This window comes from Mycolicibacter senuensis (assembly GCF_002101885.1).
GTDB classification, from domain to species: Bacteria; Actinomycetota; Actinomycetes; order Mycobacteriales; family Mycobacteriaceae; genus Mycobacterium; species Mycobacterium senuense.
On record NZ_LQPS01000039.1, the window covers coordinates 126379 to 150927 of the forward strand.

A 24549-nucleotide genomic window follows, 5' to 3' on the forward strand; every position below is an offset into this window, starting at 1 on the left:
ATCCGCCGCCCCCGGCGACCGGCGTCAGGCCTCTGCGCTGTAGATCGGAACGTCCTCGGGTGTTCTCGGCCAGGCGAACAGCGCGATCCGCTGGTTCCACTTCGGTACGAAGTGTTCGCCGAGGAACGCCCCGTTCCGCCGCTCCCAGGCGCGGCGTCCGAGGGAATTCACGTCGGCGTGGGTGTCTCCGATGATCCGTCGGCACTGCGGTTCGACATCGAATACGCCGTCGACAAGCGCGCGGAAGAGGATGATCCCGTGCCCGCGCTTGAGCATGTCGAACTCACCGAAGGCGATATGCAACCCCACGTCGTAGGGATCGGCGTCATAAAGGGTGGAGACGTCATCCTGGGCGGCCCGGAACAGCTCCATGTAGGCCATCGGCTGGCCGTCGATGCTGATGACGTACGGCCGGGAGTAGTTGCCCTGGAACTGAATTCCCAGGTGTTGGCGCCACTGATCGGCCGGGTAGTCGTAGTGCCACGTCTCGGCCAGATGCGGGCGGTTCATCCAGTCGGAGATCAGCTCCGCGTCGGCGTTCGGGTCTGCGAAACGCACGCTGTACGGGTCCGGGAATACCGGCAGCGGCGGCGCCGGAACCGCGCGAACCTCGGCGGACACGTTAGCCAGTTGCCGCGCCATCAGCGCACTCATGGCGCACCCGAACCCGTTATCGCTGAAGCGGTTTCGGTAATCATTAGAGGTTCCTCCTGGGGTTCCGTTGACGGCAACGCCGTCGTCAATGGGCTTGCCAATGATGCCACGTGCACTTGCGGGTGTCAGCGTCGAAATGCCGAACGACACGGCCCGAGCACCCGTCCGAATTTCCCCAGCGGTGCTGAGACGTCAGCACCGTTAAACAACTCAAAAACTTGATCCGAGAAGACATCACCGACATGGGTTCGTCGCAGAATAGGGAGTCCCGCATGACTGACAAGCAGCACCGCGCAGGGCGTCGTGGTTTGACTGGCGTGGTTCGCCGCGGGGGTGGCCGGGTGGCGGCTGCCGGTAGTGCGGTGGGGGCGTTTTTGGCGTTTGGGATGGCGCCGTTGGCGGCTGCGCCGGTGGCCAAGGCTGATGATCTGGATTGGGTTGTTGACCTGGTTGGTGCGGATTTGGTTGGGGCGTTTGGGGATTTGGGTCAGGGGGCGTCGTGGGAGACGTTGTTTGATCTGGATGCTTGGGGGCCGTTGCTGTCCAATGTGGGGTTGAGTTTTGATGCCTCGGTGGCGGATGTGCCGGGTTCGGCTGCGGCTGATGACTGGTTTGGGTCGTTGTTCTATGAGCCGTTCCATGAGTTGGGGCAGGCCTGGATTCTGAGTCCGTTCGGGTCGGCGGTCAATGACTTCATCAATATTTTCGGTTTCGGTCAGATTCTGATCGGTAATGGTGCTGATGGTGTTGATGGCGGCACGCTGGCTGAGGCTGCTGGTGGTGCTGGTGGGTTGTGGTTCGGTGATGGTGGTGCCGGCGGGACGTCGCTTGATGGCATCGGTGGTGCCGGTGGCGCCGCGGGGATGTTCGGTGATGGTGGCGCCGGCGGTGCGGGCCTGTCCGGTGGTTCTGGTGGCGCCGGTGGTGCTGGTGGCTGGTGGATGGGTGTTGGTGGTGACGGCGGCGCCGGTGGTGAGTTGGGTGGCCATGGTGGTGCCGGCGGTAACGCCCTCGGGTTTATGTACGGCGTTGGTGGTGCCGGTGGTGATGGCGGTGATGGCCTGGCGGGTCTGGCCGGGGCGGCCGGGGCGGCCGGTATGGCCGGAATTGCTGGTGACAATGGTGGTGCCGGCGGTAATGGTGGTGCCGGTGGTAAGGGTTCGTGGTTCATCGGTTCTGGTGGCGCTGGCGGCAATGGTGGTGTCGGCGGTAATGGTGGTGCCGGTGGTGACGGTGGCGACGGTGTGGATGCCACGACCGCTGGTGGTGCTGGTGGCGATGCTGGTGATGGTGGCAATGGTGGTGCCGGCGGTGCGGCCGGTAAAGCGGGTGTCGGGGGCTCGGGTGGCTTGATCGGTAGCTCCGGTGCCACGGGCACTGGTGGTGCTGCTGGTGTTGGTGGTGACGCCGGTGCCGGTGGCAATGGTGGTGCCGGCGCTGATGGTGATGCCACGACTATCGATGGTGGCGCTGGTGGTGCTGGTGGTAACGCGGGTGTGGCCGGTGCCGGTGGTGCGGCGGCGACCAGTGGCGGTAATGGTGGTGCTGGTGGTGACGGGTTCAGCGCGATCATCGCTGGTGAGTCCGGTGGTGCTGGTGGTGCCGGTGGTGATGCCGGCAACCTGGGCAATGGTGGCGCTGGTGGCGCGGGTGGTGACGGTGCGGCTGGCCTGGCTGGTTCCACGGATGTCGATGGTGAGGGCATCACGGGTCAGGCCGGTGGCAATGGTGGTGCTGGTGGTGCTGGTGGTGCTGCCGGTTCGGATGCCGGTGATGGTGGCGCCGGTGGTGCCGGCGGTAATGCCGGTTCTGGTGGTGCCGGTGGTGTTGGCGCGAATGGCGCCACGGGTGCCGATGCTGCCGCTGGTAGTGGTGAAGACGGTGCTGCCGGTGGTGACGCGAGCAGTAATGGTGGTGCCGGTGGTGCCGGTGGTGTCGGCGGCGATGGTGGTGTCGGTGGTGCGTCGACGCACGGCAACGCCGGTGCGCATGGTGTCGGTGGTCTCGGTGGTGACGGCGGCGCTGGTGGTGCGGCGGGCAATGGTGGCGATGGTGGTGCCGGTGCCGGTGGTGGCACCGAAGCCGCGGCCGGTGCCGGTGGTAAGGGCGGTGCCTCTGATGGTGCCGGTGGTGCCGGGGGTGCTGCTGGTGCCGGTGGCTCCAGTGGCGGATCGCAGGCCGCGTCGGGTCAGGCGGGTGCCGATGGTGCCGCGGGCAATGGCGGTAATGGTGGTACCGGTGGGCATGGCGAGGTGCTCGGTGATGGCACGGTGCAGGCCGGTGGTGTCGGTGGCGACGGTGGTGATGCCGGCGAGGTCGGTAACGGTGGTAACGGTGGTACCGGCGGCCAGGGCGCGACCGGTGCCGCCGGCACGACAAACATCAGTGGTGACGGCACGACGGGCGACACGGGTGGCGCCGGTGGTGCCGGTGGTACCGGTGGTGCCGGTGGCACCATCTCGGGCAACGGCGGCGCCGGCGGCGCTGGCGGCGTAGGCGGCACCGGCGGTGCCGGTGGAACCGGCTTCGACGGCCAGGCCGGACTCGACGCCACCGAGGGCAGCGGCGACAGCGGCACCGCCGGTATCGATGGTGGACACGGTGGCGACGGTGGCGCTGGCGGCGTCGGCGGCCAGGGTGGTGCCGGAGGTACTGCGACCGCGGGTGACGCCGGTGTGCAGGGCGAGGGCGGCCAGGGCGGCGTCGGCGGTGCGGCCGGCAGCGCCGGCAACGGCGGCCGCGGCGGTGACGGCGCGGGCGGCGGCAATAACGCCACCGCCGGATCCGGCGGCGAGGGCGGCAGCGGTGGTAACCGCGGCACGGCCGGCGCCGGTGGCGCCGGTGGCTGGAACGCAGACAGCACCACGCAGGCTGGCCAGGGCGAGTCCGGAGCCGAGGGTGGCGGCGGCAACGGCGGTGCGGGCGGCCGCGGCGGCGACGGTGAGCTGCTCGCCGGCGACATCGCTCAGGCCGGTGGCGCCGGCGGCAACGGTGGCGCGGCGGGCAGCGACGGCGACGGTGGCGTCGGTGGTGACGGCGGTAGCGGCGCTTCGGCTGTCGACGGGACCACCGTCGGTATCGACGGCACCACCGGTGGGTCCGGTGCGGCCGGCGGTAACGGCGGCGTGGGCGGTGCCGGTGGTACGAACTCCGGTAACGGTGGCGATGGTGGCGCCGGCGGCCAGGGCGGTGCCGGTGGTGACGGTGGCGCGGCAGACGATGCCCCCTTCCTTGACAGCGCGGGCGGCAACGGTGGCGGTGCGGGCGCCGGCGGCGCGGGCGGCAACGGCGGGTCCGGCGGTGCGGCCGCTGCTGGGACCGGTGGCAACGGTGGTGCCGCCGGCAACGGCGGCGATGCCGGCATCGCGGCAGTAGGCGGCCAGGGCGGTGGTGGTGGTGGCGGCACCAACGCCGGTAACGGCGGTAATGGTGGCGACGGCGCCGTCGGTGGCGCGGCAGGTGACTTCGGGATCGGTGGACTCGGCGTCGATGCGGATGCCGATGGTGCCGATGGTGCCGATGGCACAGCGGGCACCCACGCCGACGGCGCCGACGGTGGTCGTGCCGGTGACGGATACGGCTTGATCGCCGGGACCAACACCGGCCAGGGCGGCGGCACCGGTGGTAACGGCGGCAATGCGGGCGCGGTCGGCAACGGCGGCTTCGGCGGCACCGGTGGCCAGGGTGCGACAGTGGATGGCATCACCGACACCGACGGCAACGGCACCCATGGTGCCGAAGGCGGCCTAGGCGGCGATGGCGGCCAGGGTGGTGCCGGCGGCACCATCTCCGGCCACGGCGGCCACGGCGGCTTCGGCGGTGTCGGCGGTCACGGTGGCGCCGGCGGAGCGGGTGCGGACGCCACGATCGCAGACACCGACGGCGGTCACGGCGGCAACGCCGGTGCCGGTGGTAACGGCGGTAACGGCGGCCAGGGCGGCACGGCCACCAATGGCACCGGCGGTGTCGGCGGCACTGCCGGGTGGGGCGGCAACGGCGGGGTCGCCGGCAACGGCGGCCAGGGCCTCGGCGGCGGCACCGGTGCCACCGCCGGCAACGGCGGAAATGGTGGTAACGGCGCCGATGGTGGCCTGATGGGCAACGTCGGCACCGGTGGAACCGGCACCACCGACGGCGCCGACGGCAGCCTCGGCCTCGACGGAATCGCCAGCGACGGTGGCACCGGAGGCAACGGTGGTGCGGGCGAGGGCCTGATCACCGGAACCGAAATCGGTCAGGGTGGCGGTAACGGCGGCACCGGTGGCAACGCGGCAACGTTCGGCAACGGTGGTGCCGGTGGCACCGGTGGTCTCGGCGCGACGGTAAACGGCATCACCGGCGGTGATGGCAACGGCACCGACGGTGCGCTCGGTGGTGCCGGCGGTAACGGTGGAACCGGTGGTCTCGGTGGCACCACGTCCGGTAACGGTGGCGTTGGCGGCAACGCCGGGCGCGGCGGCAACGGCGGTGACGGCGGAGCGGGCGCCGACGCAACGGCCGCCGACACCGATGGCGGCAACGGCGGTAACGCCGGGGCCGGCGGCGTCGGCGGTAACGGCGGTAAGGGCGGTGCGGCCACCGACGGCACCGGTGGCAACGGCGGTAACGCCGGCGACGGCGGCGATGCCGGCACGGCAGGCGCCGGCGGTACCGGTCTCGGCGGCGGCGGCGGTGCCAATGCGGGCGCGGGCGGTACCGGTGGCAATGGTGCCGACGGAGGCCTGGCGGGCCTCGTCGGGCTCCCCGGATACGGCAGTGCCGAAGGCGCGGCCGGCGCCGCCGGTATTGACGGTGCCGGCAGCGACGGTGGTGCCGGCGGCAATGGTGGTGTCGGCGCAGGGCTGATCGCCGGCACCGACACCGCCCAGGCCGGCGGTAGCGGCGGCCTGGGCGGTAACGCCGCATCGGTCGGCACCGGCGGCGCCGGCGGTAACGGCGGCGCGGGCGCGGCCGGCGATGACGGGATCACCGACCTCGACGGCCATGGCACCAATGGCACCAACGGCGGCGCGGGCGGCGTCGGCGGCGTGGGCGGCGAGGGCGGCTCGATCTCCGGCGACGGCGGCGCGGGCGGTCTGGGCGGCGCGGGCGGCGCCGGCGGTAACGCCGGCCACGGCGCCAACGGCATCAACGGCACCCCGGTCACTTCGGGCAGCGGTGCATCCGGTGCCCACGGAACGGACGGCGGTAACGGCGGCGTCGGCGGTAACGGCGGCGTCGGCGGTACCGGCGGCGTCGGCGGCGGTGCCACCAACGGAAACACCGGCGCCGAAGGATCCGGTGGCCTCGGTGGCAACGCCGGTAACGCCGGTAATGCCGGCAACGGCGGGCGCGGCGCCGATGGCAGCGGCGGCGGCAGCAACGCCGTGGCGGGCTCCGGTGGTAACGGTGGCCACGGCGGTGAGCGCGGCACTGCGGGCACGGCCGGCGAAGGCGGCTGGAATGCCGGCAACACCACCCAGGCAGCTAGCGGGGCCGCCGGAACCGCGGCCATCGGCGGCAACGGCGGCGCGGGCGGCAAGGGCGGCACCGGTGCGCTGCTCGCCGATGGCACAGCGCAGGTCGGCGGCGCCGGCGGTGACGGCGGTGACGCCGGGTCGGTCGGCCACGGCGGCGCCGGGGGTAACGGTGGTGCCGGTGCGGCCGGCGCTACCGGATCGACGGCGCTGGCCAACGGCGGAGCCGGTGGAGACGGTGCGGCCGGTGGCAACGCGGGCAGCGGCGGCAAGGGCGGCTCGATCTCCGGCAACGGCGGCCTCGGCGGCGTCGGCGGCGCAGGCGGTAACGGCGGCACCGGCGGTGCGGGCGTGGAAGGTCTCGCGGGCGCCGACGCGGCAGCCGGCAGTGGCGGCAATGGTGGCGACGGCACCGATGGTGGTAACGGAGGCGCCGGTGGTTCCGGTGGTGACGGTGGTAACGGTGGCCAGGGCGGCAGCGCGACCAACGGCACCGCGGGCCTCGACGGCGCCGGCGGCATCGGTGGAAACGGTGGTGCGGCCGGCGCCGCGGGCGACGGCGGCCGCGGTGGTCACGGCGCCGGTGGCGGTGCCGACGACACCGCCGGGCACGGCGGCAATGGTGGCGCCGGTGGCGATCGCTCCACCGGGGGCGCCGCAGGCCAGGGCGGCCTGAACGGTGACGGTGTCACCTACCGGGCCGACGGTGTGGCCGGCGGAGACGGCGGCGGCGGCGATGGTGGCGCCGGCGGCAACGGTGGTAGCGGCGGGCTGCTGGCTGACGGTGTGACCGGTCAGGCCGGCGGCTATGGCGGCAACGGCGGTGCGGCCGGCGCGATCGGTACCGGTGGCGCTGGTGGTGCCGGCGGCGACGGTGGCAGCGGCGTGGCCGGTATGACCGACATCGACGGCAACGGAACCGCCGGCGGCAGTGGTGGTCTCGGCGGCCATGGCGGCAACGGTGGTACCGGCGGTACCACCTCGGGCGTTGGTGGCGTCGGCGGTGCCGGCGGCACCGGCGGTAGCGGCGGCAACGGCGGCGACGGTGTCTTGGGCACCGCGGGAAGCACCGGTGGTAACGGCGGCCTGGGCGGCAACGCGGCCGCCGGTGGCGCCGGCGGGCTCGGTGGCGATTCCGCCAACGATGCCGGCGGCGTCGGTGGCGCGGGCGGTAACGCCGGCGTTGCCGGTAACGGTGGTGCCGGCGGCCACGGCGGCGACGGCGGCCTTGACGCCGCTGCCGGTAACGGCGGTGTCGGCGGTGGCGGCGGTAACCGCGACCTCGGCGGTGCCGGCGGTGCCGGTGGCGTCGGTGCGGGCGGCCAGGCCGCTACCGGTCAGGACGGCACCGACGGATCCGGTGGCGACGGTGGCGCCGGCGGTAACGGTGGTGCCGGACAGACCTTGTTGGATGGCTCCACGCAAGACGGTGGTACCGGCGGTAAGGGCGGTGCTGCCGGGTCGATCGGCACCGGCGGTGTCGGCGGTAACGGTGGGGCCGGCTCGCTGGGTGTCGACGGAACCACCGACGGCACCGGCGACGGCACCCACGGCACCAGCGGCGGCAACGGCGGCAACGCCGGTCAGGGCGGCGCCGGCGGCTACCTGTCGGGTAACGGCGGTAACGGCGGCATCGGCGGGGTCGGCGGCGCCGGCGGCGACGGCGGCGCCGGCGTCAACGGCACCGACGGTTCCGACGCAGCGGCCAACAGCGGCGGCGACGGCGGCAACGGTGGTGACGCCACCAGCATCAACGGCAACGGTGGGGCCGGCGGCAGTGGCGGTCAAGGCGGCATCGGCGGTGACGCCATCAACGGCGACGTCGGTGCTACCGGGGCCGGTGGACAAGGCGGTGCCGGTGGTAACACCGGCGACGGCGCCAACGGCGGCAACGGCGGCGCCGGGGCCGGGGGCGGCGGCAACGCCAGCGCCGGGGCCGGCGGCAACGGCGGTCAAGGCGGCATAGCCGGTACGGCGGGCGCCGGCGGTGCCGGCGGTCTCGGCGGCGACGGGGTTGCGGCTGCCGACGGCCAGGAGGGCGTGATCCTCGGCGGTAACGGCGGTGACGGTGGCACCGGCGGTAACGCCGAGCTCGGCCAGATCGGCGGCAACGGCGGCGCCGGTGGCGCGGCCGGAACAGTCGGAACCGGCGGCGACGGCGGTGACGGCGGTGCCGGCGCGAACGGTTTGGCCGGAACCACCAGCGGTGTCGATGGCACCGACGGCGAAGCAGGCACGGCCGGCGGTAACGGCGGCCAGGGCGGCGCCGGTGGCAGCATCTCCGGCGACGGCGGCGCCGGCGGCCACGGTGGCATCGGTGGCGACGGTGGTGCCGGCGGCAACGCCGCCAACGGCACCGCGGGAGCCCACGCCGCGGCCGGCAGCGGCGCCAACGGCGGTACCGGTGGCGACGCCACCGGCGCGGCCGGGGCCGGCGGGGCCGGTGGCGCTGGTGGCAGCGGCGGTGCCGGCGGTGTCGCGAACGACGGAACCAATGGTGCCGACGGTGACGGCGCTGTGGGTGGCGACGGCGGCGCGGGCGGCAACGCCGGCGCGGGCGGCACCGGTGGTAACGGCGCGGGCGGCGGAACCAACGCCGTTGCCGGCACCGGCGGCGCGGGCGGCAACAGCAGCAGCACCGCCGGCGCGGGCGGCGCGGCAGGCGCCGGTGGTATCGGCGGCGACGGCGAGACCCAGGCCGACAGTGGCGCCGACGGCGAAGGCGGCGCGATCGCCGTTGGCGGTACCGGCGGCAACGGCGGCAACGGCGCGACGTTGGGCAGCGGCCTGGCGCAGGCCGGCGGCCACGGCGGCACCGGCGGTAACGCCACCGGCGAGTTCGGCAACGGCGGTACCGGCGGTCACGGCGGTACCGGCGCCAACGGCACCAACGGAACCAGCGCTGCCAACGGCGCCGGCGCAGCCGGCGGCAACGGCGGCAACGGTGGTTCGGCCGGACAGCACGGCACCGGCGGCACCGGCGGCACCGCCGGTGACGGTGGCAAGGCCGGCAACAACACCTCGGTTGCCGCGAACGGCAGCACCGGCAACCAGCCCAAGGACCCGAACGGCAACGCCATGGCCGGTGGGACCGGCGGCGACGGCGCCAAGGGCGCCACCGGGTTTACCGGTGGAGCGGGCGGTGTCGGCGGCGTCGGCGGTGCCGGTGGCACCATCTCCGGTGACGGCGGTGAGGGCGGCCTCGGCGGCAACGGCGGTATCGGCGGCGGTGGCGGCACCGGCGGTAACGGCGGTACCGGCGGCGCCGGTGGTGCCGGCGGTCTCGGCTTGCCCGGGCGTACCGGCGGTACCGGCGGCGAAGGCGGCCAGGGCGGCGACGGCGGTACGGGCGGGGCGGCCGGTCTGGGCGGCGCCGGTGGCGTCGCGTTGGGCGACGGCAACGCCGGTGCACACGGTGACGCCGGTGAAGGCGGCCAGGGCGGTGCGGGCGGTAAGGCAGGTGCCGGCGGCCTGGGTGGTGCCGGCGGCGCCGGCTACAACGGTCTTCTCGGTCAGGGCACCGGCGGTGGCGGTACCGGCGGCAGCGGCGGCGCGGGCGGAACTGGTGGCACCGGTGGTCAGGGCGGTGCCAACGCCGACGGCACCACCGCGCAGGGCGGTGCCGGCGGCGATGGCGGCAAGGGCGGCAACGGCGTCAACGGTGCCTCCAAGCCCAGCAAGTCCAACTTCGCCGGCGGCGGTGGTAGCGGTGGTAAGGGCGGCGCTGGTGGTACGAATGGCGACGGTGTCGCCGGTTCGGCGGGCACGCCCGGTGCCGCCGGCAAAGCCCCCAGTAGCAGCGTTGGCACGGGCGGCGCTGGTGGCGCCGGCGGTAAGGGCGCACCGGCCCCGTAGGGACCCGCGCACGCTTCGCTCGCGCGAGCAACCCCTTGGCTCGCGCGGGCGTGCGTGTCCCCGGTCGAAACACCGGGCAGAATCCCGGGTTTGCGCACGCTCGATGGTGGCACCAACGGCAAGGGCGGTGACGGATAGTGCTCCGTCACCGCCCTTTCCGCGTTATAGCGACTGGCTGTAGATAGGGATATCGTCGGGCGTTCGGGGCCAGGCGAACAGTGCGATCCGCTGATCCCACTTGGCCATGTAGTGCTCGCCGAGGAACACCCCGCCGCGGCGCTCCCAGAACCGGCGCCCGTGCGACCCGGCGGCATGGGCGTCCCCGATGATCCGTCGGCACTGCGGTTCGGCCTCGAAGATGCTGGAGACCAAGGGGCCGAAAATGTTCTTCCCGTGCCCCTTTTCGACCATGTCGGGGTCGGCCATGGCCCCGTGCAAGCCGACATCGTATGGAAGAGCGTTGTAAATAGTGGCGAGGTCATCTTGTGCTACCCGGAACAACTCCATGTATCCGAGGGGCTCGCCATGGACGTTGTAGACGTAGGGCCGCGAGTAGCCGCCCGAGAACTGGACATCCAGGTGGCGCTGCCACTGATCGGCCGGGTATGCGTAGTCCCAGGTTGCCGCGAGGTGCGGCCGGTTCATCCACTCGGAGATCATTGCGGCGTCGCCGGGCTGGTCTGCGAATCGAATGCTGTACGGTTCGGCGAGTATCGGCAGCGGCGGCGGCGGAACCATCAGAATCTCGTCCGGCAAGTCAACCCGCTGGCGCGGCATGCGGGTACTCATGGCGCAGCCGAATCCGTTGTAGCCGACGTGGTTTCGGTCGCCATTACACATGCCTCCTGGGGGTCCGTTGACGGCAGCGCCGCCGCTAATGGGTTCACGAATGATGCTACGTTGGCCCGCGAGCGTGCGGGTCTGTACGCCGACACGCCGCAACAACTGGCATTCCACGCACGCTCGCTGCACCCCTGCGTCCCGAGCACGACCAGTCGCTCGTCGTTGTCCAGCGCGTCGATACCGCGATCGCGAGGCGCTGAAGCGGCTACGGGCGCAGCCGCTTGATGCGGTCCCATAGGACGGCCTTGGGAGTGTCGTACATCTGCAGCGCGAGCATGCAGTCATCGAGGCGATGCGGGTTGTCCCGCAGGTAGTCGATAGCCCTTCTCAGGTCGTCGACAATGGCCGACCTGTACGCGGTCTCGGCTTTGGCAATGGCCCGGTTCAGCAGGCCTGGGCCGGGTTCCATCATGGCAAGGTCGATGACATCGCGGCTGGACACCGACCGGTCGGCCCACCGGTCGGAGTTGGCCAACAGCTTGCCGGTGGCCATGTCGAGGGCGGTCAACTTCGCGAGCCCGCAGATCCTGTCGTCAGGACCCGGCGGCACAGCTCCACGGTTTCCCGAGCGGAGTACGCCGAACGGCTTGTCCGGGGAGGTTTTCCGGAAGCAGTAGCGCGGTCCAACGACCGGCGTCGGCGCAGCTTCTTCAATTCCTACCTCGGCGATCTCATCGCCCGCGATGTGCAGCAATTGTCAGAGATCGAGCGAACAACCGAGATGCGCGCCTTGGTGCAGATGCTGGCCGCTCGCTCGGGGCAACTGCTGTCGATCGCTACGTTGAGCAACGAGCTCGGACTCGGCGCCACGACCGTGAAGAAGTATGTCGCACTGCTTGAAGAGGTCTTTCTCGTCAAGCGGATACCGGCGTGGTCGCGAAACATCAGTAGCCGAGCAACGACAATCCCCAAGATTGCGTTCGTCGACTCCGGTGTCGCCGCACACCAGATCGGCGCGGACGCCCGCAGCATCCTCCGGCCTACCGGTCAGTTCGGGCCACTCCTGGAGGGGTTTGCGCTGATGGAACTGGCACGCCAGCTGACCTGGTGCGGGGAAGCCATTGCTCTCTTTCACTATCGGACCAGGGATCAGGTTGAGGTCGATGCCGTGCTCGAAGATCGGCGAGGTGGCGTCGTGGGCATCGAGGTCAAAGCGGCATCGACGTTCGGGCCCAACGATTTCCGCGGGTTACGGCACCTCGCCGAGCGCGTCGGCGCCGATTTCCGAGTAGGTATCGTCATGCATACCGGCCCGCAAACCCTCCCCTTTGGGCCGAAGATGCTTGCGATGCCGGTGAGTGCGTTGTGGCAGACATCCATGTCCTGACCCCGGTGTGCGCACCTACACCGTCAGCACGATCTTGCCGGTCACCTCACCCGAGGCCAGCAGCCGATGCGCTTCGGCGGCCTGTTCGATCGGCAGCCGTGCGCCGATCACCGGCTTGATCCGGCCGTCGGCAAGCATCGGCCACACCTTCTCGGTCACCGCTGCGACGACGGCGCCCTTGCCGTGCGGACCCTCCACCGGCCGGCCGCGCAGCGCGGTTGCGATCACTCCGGCGCGTTTGGCGAGCAGCTTACCCAGGTTCAGCTCTGCCTTGACGCCGCCCTGCATCCCAATGACCACGAGACGCCCGTCGGTGGCCAGCGCGTCGATATTGCGGTCCAAATAGGCCGCGCCCATGATGTCCAGGATCACGTCGGCGCCACCGGCCTCACGGATCCGCGCGACGAAGTCCTCGTCGTGATAGTTGATGGTGACCTCGGCGCCCAGCTCACGGCAGAGCGCCAGCTTGGCCTCCGAGCCGGCGGTGACGGCCACCCACGCCCCGAGCTGGCGGGCCACCTGAATGGCATGGCTGCCGACCCCGCTCGCGCCGCCGTGGATCAGCAGCTGCTGGCCTTCGTCCAGCCGCGCCGTCTGCACCAGGTTCGACCACACCGTGCAGGCCACCTCCGGCAGGCCGGCGGCGTCCACCAGGGTCACGCCGCTGGGAATCGGCAGCACCTGCGGTGCGGGTACCGCCACGTACTCGGCGTAGCCGCCGCCGGCCAACAATGCGCAGACCTGTTGTCCGACAGTCCAATCGGAGGCGTCGTCACCCACCGCGGCCACCACCCCGGACACTTCGAGCCCGATGGTGTCGCTGGCTCCCGGGGGCGGCGGATACTTGCCCGCCGCCTGCAGCAGGTCGGCCCGGTTCACCCCGGCCGCAGCGACGCGGATCAGCACCTCACCGGCGGCGGGTTGGACATCGGGGACCTCTTGCCAGGACAACGCATCAGCGGACTCGGCGACGATGGCACGCATGGTGGCCACGCTACTACCGGTGCGGCGTCGGATATTCTGGTCAGGTCTGACCAGACTAGATAACCTGTTGACATGAGTGCCGAAACCGTCAACATCTATGACGCCAAGACGCGCCTGTCCCGGCTGCTGGCCCAGGTGGAGGGCGGCGCAGAGATCGTGATCAGCAGGCACGGTCGGCCTATCGCGCGGCTGGTCCCCTACCGGCCGGATCGGCCGGTGCGCCGGCCCGGTCTGTGGAAGGACCGGGTCGCCATATCGGCTGATTTCGATCAGTTCTCGGACGCGGACGACCGTGACTGGTACGGCGCGTGAGGGGCCTGCTCGATACCCATGTTCTGCTCTGGTGGCTGGCCGACGACAAGAACCTCTCGCCTGCCCATCGTGCGGTGATCGCGGACCCCGACAATGAACTTTTCGTCTCCGCGATCGTCGTCGCGGAAGTGGCGATCAAGGCATCGCTCGGCAAGCTGCAGGCGCCCGCCGGACTCGACGAGGCGGTACGTCAGTCGGGGTTTGGTGAGTTGCCGTTCACCGCGGCACATGCCGAAGTGCTACGCGAGCTGCCCTGGCACCACCGTGACCCGTTCGACCGGATGCTGGTGGCGCAAGCGATCGCTGAGCGTCTGGATCTGCTCACCGCCGACGGGCGGCTGCACGCCTATGCCGTCACGTGCGTATGAGCGAGCGCGCCGGGGCACCGGGGTACGATTCCCGCGGTGGCGTGGCAGAGCGGCCTAATGCACTCGCCTTGAAAGCGAGAGACGGCTAACACCGTCCGGGGGTTCAAATCCCTCCGCCACCGCTCTGTGATGAGTCGCGTCATAGGTGACACCTGAGTCGCGTCAGCGGTTACAGATTACCCCGGTTTTTGCCGGACACTACCGCGCGCCTGCGCGGATCAGCTGTGGATCCTGCTCGTCGCCCGGCCGCAGCTCGTAGGCCTCGAAGGCCGCGGCGACCTCGGCCTGATGCGCGACGATCCAGGCGGTGGTGCGGGTCATGCCGGGAGTGGGTGCTCGGTATCCGCGGTGATGACCAACTGGGTGTGCAGCCCGATACGCGCGGCGATGTTGATCAAGGAATCCAGGGAAAACTTGCTGATCTTTCCGCGGAGCAGGTCTGACACTCGCGGCTGGGTAATCCCGAGATTGTGCGCTGCGATGGTCTGAGACCACCCGAACTCGTTGAGTCGGCGCTCGATGGCGAGGATCAGATCAGAGCGGGCACGCAGGTTCGCCGCCTCTTCGGGAGTGTCTGCGATGGCATCCCACACATTGTTGAAACTCTGCACTTCGTCGCTCATGGCTGCTCTCCTTTCCGTTGCTCCGCGTCTTCGCGAGCGTCTTTCAATCGCTTCTTGCCCAGATCGATGGCCGACTTCGGAGTCTTCTGGGTTTTCTTGGCGAAGCAGTGCAGGACGTAGACGCTCTCACCGATCACCGTCGTGTACATGGTGCGGAAGATGCCGTCGGCAGTTTTGACCCGGATCTCCCGGACCCCGGGACCGACTGAAGGCATCGGCTTCCAGTCGATCGGATCGAGTCCGCGCTGCACCCGCTGCAACTCGGAGCCCGAGTCGTGTTTCGCATCGGACGGGAACTCCCGCAGCTCGTCGAGCGCTCGCCCTACGAACCTGACCTCCTTCACAACCGCAACTATACAAAATTCTGTATAGGACAGCTATAGCACAGCTACAGCGGCTCTATGTTCGGGCCCGGCACCCCGGTCGCGGAGATCAACGAGGCCGAGGCCCACTACAAGTCGGCGTTGATGACCCGGTTCGGGTTGAACCGAAACTGACGGACAGCGAGCTGGTCGGCGGTGCTCCGCTCAGCCCACCAGGCCGGGCTCCGCTTCACCGCTGCGCCGCCGCTGCAGCAGGACCGCCGACCAGCCCGGGTCTATCCGGACATGTCGCACCGCCTGGACGCCGTACTGGCGCAACGCCGCCAGAAGCCACTCCCAGCGCAGATCGGTGCCCGGTTGTCCGGGTTCGCAGTAGACCAGCCACGCGGTTCGGCCGGAGCCTGCCGCGTTGTAGGCCGCGCGCAGAAACGCCAGGTCCACCCGCCGGGTCGCGAACGCGATCACCACGTCGGCGTGGCCGGGATTCGTTCGGCTGTTCGGCAGCAGCCGCAGCGCGGAGTCGGCCGGTGGGTTGATCACCGCCACCCGGTGGTGGCGGTCGATCTCCAATGTCGGCTCGAGTTGCGACAACCCCGGCGCGCTGGTCGGGTCGTCGTACAGGGTGCTCGTCATCAAGTGGTGACCCTGCCTTTCTCGCATTCGACGTTTTCCAGCTGTTTGAAAACCGTTCACTCAGCCGGCATTCAGCATGGAGGGCGGCGACCGTACTGTCCAATACTCAAACCCACGCCGAGCTATTGGTTAAATCAATACCTGCTGGTCGAGTCCTGTCGCGCGGCCACCACGGTGTCGAGTGTCTTGGTGAACGCCCGCGCGGCCGCGGACCGGTAGACGCCGGCCCGCTGCAGTAGCTGCACGGTGCGCGTCGGCAGCGGTGGGGTCAGCGGCACCGGGTGCAGATCAGCGCGTTCGCGGGCGATCGCATCGGGCAACACGGTGGCCACCACATTGCGGCGCACCAACTCCAGCAACGCGCTGATCGAGTTCGATTCGATCGCGATGTGCTGCTGCACTTCGCATTCGGCAAAATACTCGTCGACGTGCTTGCGGGTGGCGAAGTCCGAACTGAGCAGGCCGAGCGGCTCATCGGCCAGCGCCGAGACCGGCACCGCCGCCGTCGCCGTCCCCAACGGGTGATCCGTGCCGACCACCAGGCACAGCGTCTCGGTGAACAGGGTGCGGGTCTCGATCCCAGCAGCGTGCTGGCCGTCGAAGCCGATCCCGAGGTCGAGTCGATCCGCCAACAGGTCGGCCTCGATCCGATCCTGGTTGGTCTCCAGGACCGTCACCCTGATGCCGGGATGGGCCACCCTGAAACTATGGGTGAGCACGCCGACCAGGTACGCGGTGAAGGTCGGCGTGACCGCGATCCGCAGGTGGCCGCGGGACAGATCCCGGACGTCGTGCACGGCCCGCTGGCCGGCCTGCAGGTCCCGCATGGCCAGCCGGGCATGGTGCACGTAGGCCGCTCCGGCGTCGGTGAGGCGGACGGTGCGCCCGGACCGGTCGAACAACTCCACCCCCAGCGAGTGCTCGAGTTGCTTGATCTGCTGAGACAGCGTCGGCTGGGAAATATGCAGCGCCTCGGCGGCCCGGGTGAAATTCTGATGGTCGGCCACCGCCAGCAGATATTTGAGGTGCCGCAGCTCCATCGATCAACTATAGGAAGCACGGCAAACGCCACGCCGTAGTTAGGATGGCGAGCCAAGACCGGGAGGATGGCGACATGCCCAGGCTGAGCACCTTTGAACGGCACGGACTGGTCTTCGACGTCACTGATGCCGGTCCGCGGGATGGGGTTCCGGTCGTGTTGCTGCACGGCTTCCCCCAGACCTCGACGTCGTGGGTGGCGGTGGCCGAGTTGCTGAACAGTCAAGGGTTTCGCACGCTGGCCCCGGATCAGCGCGGCTATTCACCCGGAGCCACACCAACGCGTCGCCGCGACTACCGGCTCTCGGAGTTGGTCGCCGACGCCGTCGCCCTGATCGAAGCCGCCGGCGCGGGTCCGGTGCACCTCGTCGGTCACGACTGGGGGGCTGCAGTCGCCTGGGGTGTGGCGGCTGCGCGCCCCGATCTCGTGCGGACGCTGACCGCGGTATCGGTGCCGCATCCGCTGGCGTTCGTGTTGTCGATGGCGACCACCACCCAGGCGTTCAAGTCCTGGTACATGCTGGCCTTCCAGCTCCCCGGAATCCCAGAACTGTTGGTGCGCGACAAGACCGGCCTGGGCTATCGCGGCCTGCTGAGCTCGGGTCAGACCCCGGCGAACGCCACCAGGGATCTGGACCAGCTTCATCGGCTCGGCGGCGCCAGGACCGCGCTGAACTGGTACCGCGGCATGCCGTTTATCCGCCCGGCCGTGCTGCGGCGAAAGATTCCGGTTCCCACCCTGCAGGTGTGGAGTGACGGCGATACCGCCGTCGGCAGGAGGGGCCATGAACTGTCCCGACGATTCGTCACGGGCCCGTGGGAATTGCGGACGCTCGAAGGGGTCAGCCACTGGATTCCAGACGAGGCGCCGACCGAGCTGACCGAACTCCTGACCGAACATTTCGCAAAGCATGCAACGGACGCGCCTCGCTCCAGTTGACATAACACGAATTGTCGCTCGTAGGCGGGCACCACACCACATGGTGGAGCGCGGAGACGCATGTGACTCCGCGGGCTGCCGTTACCCCTGGGGGATCTCCGCAGCGATCCGGTCCATCAGTACCCCGTAGCGCTTGGCCTCCGGATCGCGGCCGGGCTTGCCGCTGGAGATCAGCCCGGCGGCCAGGCCGCGGGCCGGATCCGCCCAGATCGCCACATTGACCAGACCCAGATGCCCGAACGCCGACGGCGCACCCCGGCCGAACGGGCCGAACCGCTCCGAGCCGAGCATGTAGCCGGTTCCCCAGCGCAACGGCACCAGCCCGGTCGCCACATCGGGCCGGAGCCGGCGGCACTGGGCCGTCGCGGCGGCCATGGTCTCCGGCGAGACCACCCGCACCCCGTCGAGTTCCCCACCCCGGCGCCAGATCTCGGCGAAGCGGGACAGCTCGAAGGCCGTCGAGATGGTGTTGGACGACGGGATGACGCTGGTCAGATACAGCGGGGTGTTGGTGAACGGGATGATCTCGTGCATGGTGCCGCCGATGGCCCGGCGAAACACCGCGGCCACCGGCCCGGGAAGCGGGCGCCCGGTGGCGTGACTCGGCGCCACCAGCGGGACATCCTCTTGCGTCACACCGAAATTCGTCCACCGGAATCCCAGCGGGTCCAGGATCTCGGAGGCCAGGACGTCGCGGATGTGCCGCCCGGTGGCCGCCGAGACGATCTCGCGCATCAGCGGACCCCAGGTCAGCGCGTGATACATGTGCGCCCATCCCGGCGGGTAGATCGCCCGCAGGTTCGCCAGCTGCTCGCGGGTGTAGTCGCTGTCGTCGACGCGATGCACATCCGGTCGCGGTCCGGTCGCGAACGGCACCCCGGCGCTGTGCGTTAGCACTTGGCGGATCGTGGTGCGGCCCTTGCCATGCCGGCCGTAGCCGGGCAGGTAGTCGGCTACCCGATCGTCGAGCGAGAAGGCACCCCGCTCCACGAGCATGTGCACCACGGTCGAGGTGATCGCCTTGGCCGCCGAATACGCGCAGAACGGGGTGTCGACGGCCACCGGGACCTTGTCGGCGTCCGCGGCGTCGGTGGGGGCGTTGCCCCATGCGTGTCCGATCGCCCGATTGAGCACCACCCGGCCGTTGTGGCGCAGGCACAGCTGGATAGCCGGATGCATACCGGCCGCGTACCAGTGCCGCGCCGCCTGCCAGATCCGTTCCACCGCCGCGGGGTCGATACCGGAGTGGTCCTCCTCGCCGATCACGGTGACCGCGTCGAGGTCGGCCGGCATCCGGATCCGCCCGTCGGGCGTGGTCATCGCCGGAATCCGGGGCATCTCGGGATTCCCGGACGTTTCAGTAGTCTCAGATGTCATCGCCGCCGCTCCTTGCCCCTGCCGAAATAGAGTTCCTGGGTGGCAACGCAGACCAGTTGCCCGGCCCGGTTGTACATCGTGGAGGTCGCCAGCCCGCGTCCGGCGACCCCGCTGGGCGAGAACTGATCCGACAGCACCCAATCGGACAGATCCACCGGCCGCTGAAACCACAGCGCATGATCGATCAGCGCGTTGAACGTGCTGGCTACCGTGGCCCGCCGCATGGTCACCGCGGTCTCGACCATCTTGGTCCCCGACAAGTAGGTCAGCAGCGCGCTGTGCAGCGCGGGGTCGGCCGGAACCGGCTCGGAAGGCTTCCACCACAACCGGATTCGCGGCGACGGCTCGGCAAGTTCCAGGGCCAGCCGCGGCGGCGGGTCGATGTAGCGCTGGTCGAACGGGTGCGGCTGGACCCAGTAGCCGCCCAACTCGCCGGCGTAGTCCGCCAGCTGCTGCTGCGACGGCGCCAGCGACTCCGGATCGGGGACATCCGGCATCGACTGCTGATACGACGGCGCATCCACGGCGGCGCTGAACGACGACAGCACCTCCAGCAGGATCTGGCCGTCCTGGCGGGCGGTGACCTGCCGGGTCGACAGCGTGCCCCCGTCGCGCGCCACCTCCACGTGCAGGTCGACCGGGCGGCGGGCGTCGCCGGCTCGCACGTAATAGGCGTGCATGCTGTGCGGCACGCGCCCCGGGGCGGTGCGGGCGGCCGCCATCAGCGCCTGGCCGGCGATGTGCCCGCCGACGATGTGATGCTGCGGGTTGTCGAGTTGGGTGGCCACGAAGTGCTCGTCGTCGAGGCGGTCGACGTCGAGCGTGGCGACGATGTCGGCCAGCGCGGGCTGGCGGTGGGTCAGCTCGGAGGTCATGCGTGCGCTCCGTACTCCAGCAGGAACACCCCGGCCCCGATCAGCACCACCCCGCCGGCCATCACCGCCGTGAACGGGTCATCGAACAGAAATCTTGCCAGCACCGCTGTCACCGCCACCCCGACTCCCGACCAGACCCCGTAGGCCACCCCGACCGGGAGTCCCCGTTTCAACACCATGGCCAACAGCGCAAACGACAGCAGGTAGCCGACCACCACCGGAACCGCCCACCCGAGCCGGCTGAACCCCTCCGAGGCCCGCAACGACAGCGTCCCGGCGACCTCGAATCCGATCGCCCCGAACAGCAGCAGCCAGACCATCACTCGCCGGTGAACTCGGCCTTGCGTTTGCCCATAATGGCGCCGATGCCCTCCATCAGGTCCTTGGACGCCAAGAACGCCGAGTTCCACGCCGCCACGTAACGCAGGCTGGCCGCCACCCGGTCGGTGCGCTGCTCGTCGAGCACGTCTTTGACGCCGGCCACCGTCAGCGGCGGGTTGGCGGCGATCTCGGCTGCAGTGGCGTGCGCGGCGGCCAGGCACGCCTCGGCATCCGCATACACATCGTTGACCAGGCCGATCTTCTCCGCCCGGGCCGCGTCGATGTCCTTGCCGGTCAGCGCCAGCTCCCGCAGATGCCCGTCGGAGAGGATCAGCGGCAGCCGGGCCAGGCTGCCGACGTCGGCGACGATGGCCAGCTTGACCTCGCGCACGCTGAACTTGGCGTCGGCCGACGCGTAGCGGATGTCGACCGCGGAGATCAGGTCGACCCCACCGCCGATGCACCAGCCCTGCACCGCGGCGATCGTCGGGGTGCGGCAGTCGGCGACGGCGCTGATCGCGCCCTGCATGCTTTGCAGTTCGCGGTGGAAGTCCGCCCGCGGCCGGGCCAGCGCCCCCTCGGCCAGCATCGGGGTCATGGTGCCGCCCATCGCAGCCAGATCCAGCCCGTAGCTGAAGTTCTTGCCCGCCCCGGTCAGCACGATCGCCCGCACGTCGCGGTCCTCATCCAGCTGGCTGAACACCACCGGCAGCTCCGACCAGAACGCCGGACCCATCGCGTTGCCCTTGCCCGGCCCGATCAGCGTGACCTGGGCGACATGGTCGGAGATCTCGACGGTGAGGGATTCATAGGTCTGAGCCATACCCAGACGGTAGCGTGCGACCCCCGCAGCCGGTTGAGCGCATTCACCGGCCGGTCACGGACCGGCAACCTGCGCGCCAGCCCGGTGTCGTCCGATGTGGCTACCGTGGTCAGGACATGCACACTTCGGGGTGGTTATGGGGGCTGACGATCGTCGGCCTGGCCGGATTGCTCACGTTCGACTACGTGTTCCACGTCCGCAGGGCCCATATCCCGACGCTCCGCGAAGCCGCCCGCTGGTCCGCCGGCTACGTCGGCGTGGCGGTGCTGTTCGGGTTCGGCATGCTGATCTTCGGTGGGACGGATGCCGGCTCGGAGTACTTCGCGGGCTACGTGACCGAGAAAGCGCTGTCGGTCGACAACCTGTTCGTCTTCGTGATCATCATGACGAGCTTCCGGGTGCCTCGCGAGTATCAGCAGAAGGTGCTGCTGTTCGGGATCGCCTTCGCCCTGGCCGCTCGGACCGGCTTCATCTTCGTCGGCGCTGCGCTGATCGACAACTTCGCCTGGGTCTTCTACTTCTTCGGGTTCGCACTGTTGCTGACGGCCCGCAACCTGTTCCGGTCGGGCAGCGGTCAACGGCCCCGCCAGGGCCCCGACGGCGTCGCCGGCCTGGCGAAGAAACTGCTCCCCGCCACTGAGCACTACGACGGTGACAAGCTGCTCACGACGGTGGGCGGCCGGCGGGCGATGACCCCGATGCTGCTGGTGATGATCGCCATCGCGGGCACCGACGTGCTCTTCGCCGTCGACTCGATCCCGGCGATCTTCGGCCTCACCCAGAACACCTACATCGTGTTCACCGCGACGGCGTTCTCCTTGCTGGGCCTGCGGCAGCTCTATTTCCTCATCGACGGCCTGCTCGATCGGCTCGTCTACCTCAACTACGGACTCTCGGCCATCCTCGGATTCATCGGCGTGAAGCTGATACTGCACGCCATGCACCAAGATGGCGTCGGTGTCGGCGAGATCGGTACCGGGGTATCGCTGCTGGTGATCGTCGGCGTGCTGGCGCTCACCGTCGTGGCGTCGTTGCTCAGCCGCCGAAGCGAACCCCAGACCGCGGCGGAAGACGATCGCGAACTGGTGCCACACCGCTGATGGCCTGCTCGGCGCAGGTGGTGCTTAGGAGCGGTCGCCTTCGGTGCTTTCGAAGAACCGCCATTGGCCGTCGAGGTCGACCTCCATCCGCCACCCCAGTTCGGTGTTGTCGGCCTTGACGTCGACGAACCAGGCGTGCGCGTCGTCGGCGCTGGCGATGTCTTTGGTGCCCACGACGTCGCCGTGTGGGTTCAGTACTCGGTAGGTAGACATGCCCGGGGGGTTCCCACCCGCCGGGATCGCGAATCGCGGCGCTACACCCGTTCCAGGTAGAAGTAGAAGTAGCGGCCGTTATCGAGCACGCCCTTGCCGTTCATGATGCCGAACACGGTGTCGTCGTCGACGCGCTTGAAGTGGTCGTGGGTGGGCTGGCCGTCGTAGACCATGGTCGCCACCACCTCGCCGCGGAACTCCTCGGACCACAGGCTGGCCTCGCCCTTGCCCAGCTTTGTGTTGGAGAACTTGTTGCCGTCCTCATCGAGGCAGACCAGCGGTTGCACGTCGGTGATCGACTTGAACGTCTTGCCGAACCAGCGGGCCTTCTCCAGCAGGCCGTTCATCTTGTGGCCGGTCACGAATTCGCCGCCGCGCCACTCGCCGATCAGCTGATCGAGGGTGGCCGGTGGCAGTGCCGCCCAGAACTCGTCCAGTTCGGCGTCGGCGATGGTGTCCGTGCGCTCCTTGAACGCGGTGAACGTCTTGCGGGCCAGGTCGTCATTCATCGTCTAACTCCTCATCCGGCTTTCTTCACGGCCCGCTTGAGACCGAACAGCAAAACGTTGGCCAGCACCGTGGCCACCCCGGGCAGCCGGTTATCGGCGCTGACGGTGTAACTGATCTGGGTGCCCGACCCCGCCGGCGCCAGCACCACGTCGCCGACGTAGTTGCGGAACGGGATGCCCGAGACGCCCCGGTAGCTCAGCCGGTGGTCGGGATCGAACACGGTGATCTCCTCCACCAGGGGCGCCATCCCGGGCACCGCCTGGATACGCCGCTGGGCGCCGACGCCGTTGGGATCGGGGGCGCCGGGCCGGACCACGGTGATCTTCAGGCCGGGAGCCCACGAGGACATGCCCTCGTAGTCGGAGAGCACCTCCCACACCCGGGATGCCGGTGCGGCGACGGTGGCGGTTGCGGTGGCGTGCATAGAACTCCTCGTCAGATCCAGCCCTGAGCGAACCGTAACAGCGCGTCGTTCTCCGGCTGCGCCCCGATGGTCACCCGAACCCCGTCCTGCCCGTAGGGGCGGACCACGATGCGGGCGTCCGCGGCGGCGGCCACAAAGTCTGCGGTGCGCTCGGCCAGCGGCAGCCACACGAAGTTGGCCTGCGAATCCGGCACCTCGAACCCGGCGTCACGCAGCGCCGCGGTGACCCGGGTCCGCTCGGCGACCACCGCGTCGGTGCGGGCCAGCAGTTCGTCACCGGCGTCCATCGAGGCCATCCCGGCGACCTGCGCCACGCTGGACACCGTGAACGGCACATAGACCTTGCCCAGTGCGGTGATGATCTCCGGATCCCCGACCGCATAGCCCAGCCGCAGGCCTGCCAGCCCGTAGGCCTTGGAAAAGGTCCGCAGCACAACCACATTGGGGTGCTTGCGGGCCAGGCCCAGGCTGTCGGGGGTCATGGGCTCGCGGATGTACTCCACGTACGCCTCGTCGATGGCGACCAGGATGTGCGGCGGCACCGCGGCCACGAACCGCTCCAGCGCGTCGGGGCGCACGACGGTGGAGGTGGGGTTGTTCGGGTTGCAGACGAAGATCAGCTGGGTGCGCTCGGTGACGGCGGCCAGCATCGCGTCCAGGTCGTAGGTGTGATCGCGCAGCGGGACCTGCACCGGGACGGCGCCGGCGGTGCGCACCTGCAGCGGGTAGATCTCGAAGCTGCGCCAGCCGAACACCACCTCGTCGCCCGCGCCGCAGCTGATCTGGATGAGCTGCTGGCACAGGCTCACCGACCCGCAGCCGGCCGCCACCTGCTCGGGAGCGAACCCGACGTGGGCGGCCAGCCGGGCCCGCAGCGTCGCGTAGCCGTTGTCGGGGTAGCGGTTGATTCCGGCCAGAGCGGCCTCGACGGCCTTGACCACGCTGGGCAGCGGCGGCAGCACCGTCTCGTTGCTGGCCAGTTTGATCGATCCGGGCACCGTCTTGCCCTCGACGTAGGCCGGCAGTGCGGCGATCTCTGGGCGCAGGCGGACGGTCACGGACCACAGCATATGTGGGTCGGGGGTAGGCTCTGGACCCGGAGAGCCGAAGCTGGAACCGCCGTATGAACCCGCGGTTTCGAAGCTCCGGCATCGATCCGGTACCCTCGACAAGTTCGAGGAGGCGTGCCAGAGCGGCCGAATGGGACTCACTGCTAATGAGTTGTCCCCTTAACGGGGGACCGGAGGTTCAAATCCTCTCGCCTCCGCCACGGCCGGGCTTGCTCGACCGACAATTGAAGACAGGCGCCCGTAGCTCAACGGATAGAGCATCTGACTACGGATCAGAAGGTTGGGGGTTCGAATCCCTTCGGGCGCACCATTTATCACGTGAACTGGGTGCCGATCCCGGTGCGGCGAAGCAACCAACAAACCTGTCGATGTCGCCATGCAGATTTTTGACGTCCGTCAGGCGGGCGTCCCTCTAAACGGCATTGCTACGAGCGTGGAGATGCATCGTAAACCCCCGCCTGCACGCTTTGGTCTTTCAGA

Annotated in this window: 22 protein-coding genes and 3 tRNA genes; 9 read left to right on the forward strand and 16 right to left on the reverse strand. The window is 69.7% G+C overall.

The window, feature by feature from the left end; genetic code table 11:
* Positions 1 to 24: 24 nt before the first annotated feature.
* The gene (locus AWC24_RS12740; RefSeq protein WP_234807357.1) at positions 25 to 804 is read right to left on the reverse strand and encodes a GNAT family N-acetyltransferase; all 780 of its coding nucleotides are present in this window, start codon (positions 802 to 804) and stop codon (positions 25 to 27) included.
* Between the two features lie 122 nt (positions 805 to 926).
* Here AWC24_RS12740 and AWC24_RS23365 point away from each other — a divergent pair, with 122 nt between their 5' ends.
* Positions 927 to 9965, forward strand: a complete 9039-nt coding sequence (locus AWC24_RS23365) for a PGRS repeat-containing protein (RefSeq protein WP_165757738.1) — start codon at positions 927 to 929, stop codon at positions 9963 to 9965.
* Between the two features lie 162 nt (positions 9966 to 10127).
* On the opposite strand, the gene AWC24_RS12765 is transcribed toward AWC24_RS23365, so the two are convergent.
* Complete coding sequence (locus tag AWC24_RS12765) at positions 10128 to 10922, reverse strand: GNAT family N-acetyltransferase (protein ID WP_234807358.1); 795 nt, start codon at positions 10920 to 10922, stop codon at positions 10128 to 10130.
* A 178-nt stretch (positions 10923 to 11100) separates the two neighbouring features.
* Between AWC24_RS12765 and AWC24_RS23510 the strand changes: the two genes are divergently transcribed.
* Positions 11101 to 12135, forward strand: a complete 1035-nt coding sequence (locus tag AWC24_RS23510) for an ATP-binding protein (protein WP_526022676.1) — start codon at positions 11101 to 11103, stop codon at positions 12133 to 12135.
* 15 nt (positions 12136 to 12150) lie between these two features.
* On the opposite strand, the gene AWC24_RS12775 is transcribed toward AWC24_RS23510, so the two are convergent.
* A complete protein-coding gene (locus AWC24_RS12775; protein WP_207568324.1) occupies positions 12151 to 13119 on the reverse strand; it encodes an NAD(P)H-quinone oxidoreductase in 969 nt (322 codons plus the stop codon).
* Between the two features lie 72 nt (positions 13120 to 13191).
* Between AWC24_RS12775 and AWC24_RS12780 the strand changes: the two genes are divergently transcribed.
* The 3 genes from AWC24_RS12780 (at position 13192) to AWC24_RS12790 (ending at position 13921) form a co-directional block, all read left to right on the forward strand.
* Entirely contained in the window at positions 13192 to 13431 is a 240-nt protein-coding gene (locus AWC24_RS12780) for a type II toxin-antitoxin system Phd/YefM family antitoxin (RefSeq protein WP_085085406.1), read from the forward strand.
* On the forward strand, positions 13428 to 13799 hold the full coding sequence (locus AWC24_RS12785; RefSeq protein ID WP_085085408.1) for a type II toxin-antitoxin system VapC family toxin: 372 nt from the start codon (positions 13428 to 13430) through the stop codon (positions 13797 to 13799). The genes AWC24_RS12780 and AWC24_RS12785 overlap by 4 nt, the downstream gene beginning before the upstream one ends.
* 35 nt (positions 13800 to 13834) lie before the next feature.
* Positions 13835 to 13921 (forward strand) — tRNA-Ser (locus AWC24_RS12790).
* 76 nt (positions 13922 to 13997) lie between these two features.
* Here the strand turns inward: AWC24_RS12790 and AWC24_RS23370 are convergent.
* From AWC24_RS23370 to cynR, 5 genes are all read right to left on the reverse strand, one after another.
* Positions 13998 to 14120, reverse strand: a complete 123-nt coding sequence (locus AWC24_RS23370; RefSeq protein WP_272937715.1) for a hypothetical protein — start codon at positions 14118 to 14120, stop codon at positions 13998 to 14000.
* On the reverse strand, positions 14117 to 14422 hold the full coding sequence (locus AWC24_RS12795) for a helix-turn-helix domain-containing protein (RefSeq protein ID WP_085085410.1): 306 nt from the start codon (positions 14420 to 14422) through the stop codon (positions 14117 to 14119). Before AWC24_RS12795 ends, AWC24_RS23370 begins: the two co-directional genes overlap by 4 nt.
* The gene (locus tag AWC24_RS12800; protein WP_207568325.1) at positions 14419 to 14766 is read right to left on the reverse strand and encodes a type II toxin-antitoxin system RelE/ParE family toxin; all 348 of its coding nucleotides are present in this window, start codon (positions 14764 to 14766) and stop codon (positions 14419 to 14421) included. Before AWC24_RS12800 ends, AWC24_RS12795 begins: the two co-directional genes overlap by 4 nt.
* A gap of 183 nt (positions 14767 to 14949) precedes the next feature.
* Positions 14950 to 15378, reverse strand: coding sequence for a hypothetical protein (locus tag AWC24_RS12805; protein ID WP_085085414.1), 429 nt, complete (start codon positions 15376 to 15378; stop codon positions 14950 to 14952).
* A gap of 134 nt (positions 15379 to 15512) precedes the next feature.
* Complete coding sequence (gene cynR / locus AWC24_RS12810; RefSeq protein ID WP_085085416.1) at positions 15513 to 16418, reverse strand: transcriptional regulator CynR; 906 nt, start codon at positions 16416 to 16418, stop codon at positions 15513 to 15515.
* Positions 16419 to 16492: 74 nt separating this feature from the next.
* Between cynR and AWC24_RS12815 the strand changes: the two genes are divergently transcribed.
* Positions 16493 to 17356, forward strand: a complete 864-nt coding sequence (locus tag AWC24_RS12815) for an alpha/beta fold hydrolase (RefSeq protein WP_085085418.1) — start codon at positions 16493 to 16495, stop codon at positions 17354 to 17356.
* 81 nt (positions 17357 to 17437) lie between these two features.
* On the opposite strand, the gene lipE is transcribed toward AWC24_RS12815, so the two are convergent.
* The 4 genes from lipE to AWC24_RS12835 are packed head-to-tail and all read right to left on the reverse strand — an operon-like array spanning position 17438 to position 20752.
* Complete coding sequence (gene lipE, locus AWC24_RS12820; RefSeq protein WP_085085739.1) at positions 17438 to 18676, reverse strand: lipase LipE; 1239 nt, start codon at positions 18674 to 18676, stop codon at positions 17438 to 17440.
* A 53-nt stretch (positions 18677 to 18729) separates the two neighbouring features.
* Positions 18730 to 19608 carry an acyl-CoA thioesterase gene (locus AWC24_RS12825; RefSeq protein WP_085085420.1) on the reverse strand — a complete coding sequence of 293 codons (879 nt, stop codon included), beginning with the start codon at positions 19606 to 19608 and terminating at the stop codon, positions 18730 to 18732.
* The gene (locus tag AWC24_RS12830) at positions 19605 to 19928 is read right to left on the reverse strand and encodes a DMT family transporter (RefSeq protein WP_085085741.1); all 324 of its coding nucleotides are present in this window, start codon (positions 19926 to 19928) and stop codon (positions 19605 to 19607) included. The genes AWC24_RS12825 and AWC24_RS12830 overlap by 4 nt, the downstream gene beginning before the upstream one ends.
* The gene (locus AWC24_RS12835; RefSeq protein WP_085085422.1) at positions 19928 to 20752 is read right to left on the reverse strand and encodes a crotonase/enoyl-CoA hydratase family protein; all 825 of its coding nucleotides are present in this window, start codon (positions 20750 to 20752) and stop codon (positions 19928 to 19930) included. The genes AWC24_RS12830 and AWC24_RS12835 overlap by 1 nt, the downstream gene beginning before the upstream one ends.
* 116 nt (positions 20753 to 20868) lie before the next feature.
* Between AWC24_RS12835 and AWC24_RS12840 the strand changes: the two genes are divergently transcribed.
* Positions 20869 to 21852, forward strand: a complete 984-nt coding sequence (locus tag AWC24_RS12840; RefSeq protein WP_085085424.1) for a TerC family protein — start codon at positions 20869 to 20871, stop codon at positions 21850 to 21852.
* 24 nt (positions 21853 to 21876) lie between these two features.
* On the opposite strand, the gene AWC24_RS12845 is transcribed toward AWC24_RS12840, so the two are convergent.
* From AWC24_RS12845 to hisC, 4 genes are read right to left on the reverse strand one after another with little or no spacing between them, the layout of a single operon-like run.
* Positions 21877 to 22065, reverse strand: coding sequence for a hypothetical protein (locus AWC24_RS12845; protein WP_085085426.1), 189 nt, complete (start codon positions 22063 to 22065; stop codon positions 21877 to 21879).
* A 41-nt stretch (positions 22066 to 22106) separates the two neighbouring features.
* A complete protein-coding gene (locus AWC24_RS12850) occupies positions 22107 to 22574 on the reverse strand; it encodes a DUF4334 domain-containing protein (RefSeq protein WP_085085428.1) in 468 nt (155 codons plus the stop codon).
* An 11-nt stretch (positions 22575 to 22585) separates the two neighbouring features.
* Positions 22586 to 22999, reverse strand: coding sequence for an SRPBCC family protein (locus AWC24_RS12855; protein WP_085085430.1), 414 nt, complete (start codon positions 22997 to 22999; stop codon positions 22586 to 22588).
* Between the two features lie 11 nt (positions 23000 to 23010).
* Positions 23011 to 24057 carry a histidinol-phosphate transaminase gene (gene hisC, locus AWC24_RS12860; RefSeq protein WP_085085743.1) on the reverse strand — a complete coding sequence of 349 codons (1047 nt, stop codon included), beginning with the start codon at positions 24055 to 24057 and terminating at the stop codon, positions 23011 to 23013.
* A gap of 120 nt (positions 24058 to 24177) precedes the next feature.
* On the opposite strand from hisC, the gene AWC24_RS12865 reads away from it, so the two are divergent.
* Positions 24178 to 24269 (forward strand) — tRNA-Ser (locus AWC24_RS12865).
* Between the two features lie 34 nt (positions 24270 to 24303).
* Positions 24304 to 24379: transfer RNA gene (locus tag AWC24_RS12870), tRNA-Arg, on the forward strand.
* The last annotated feature ends 170 nt before the right edge of the window (positions 24380 to 24549 follow it).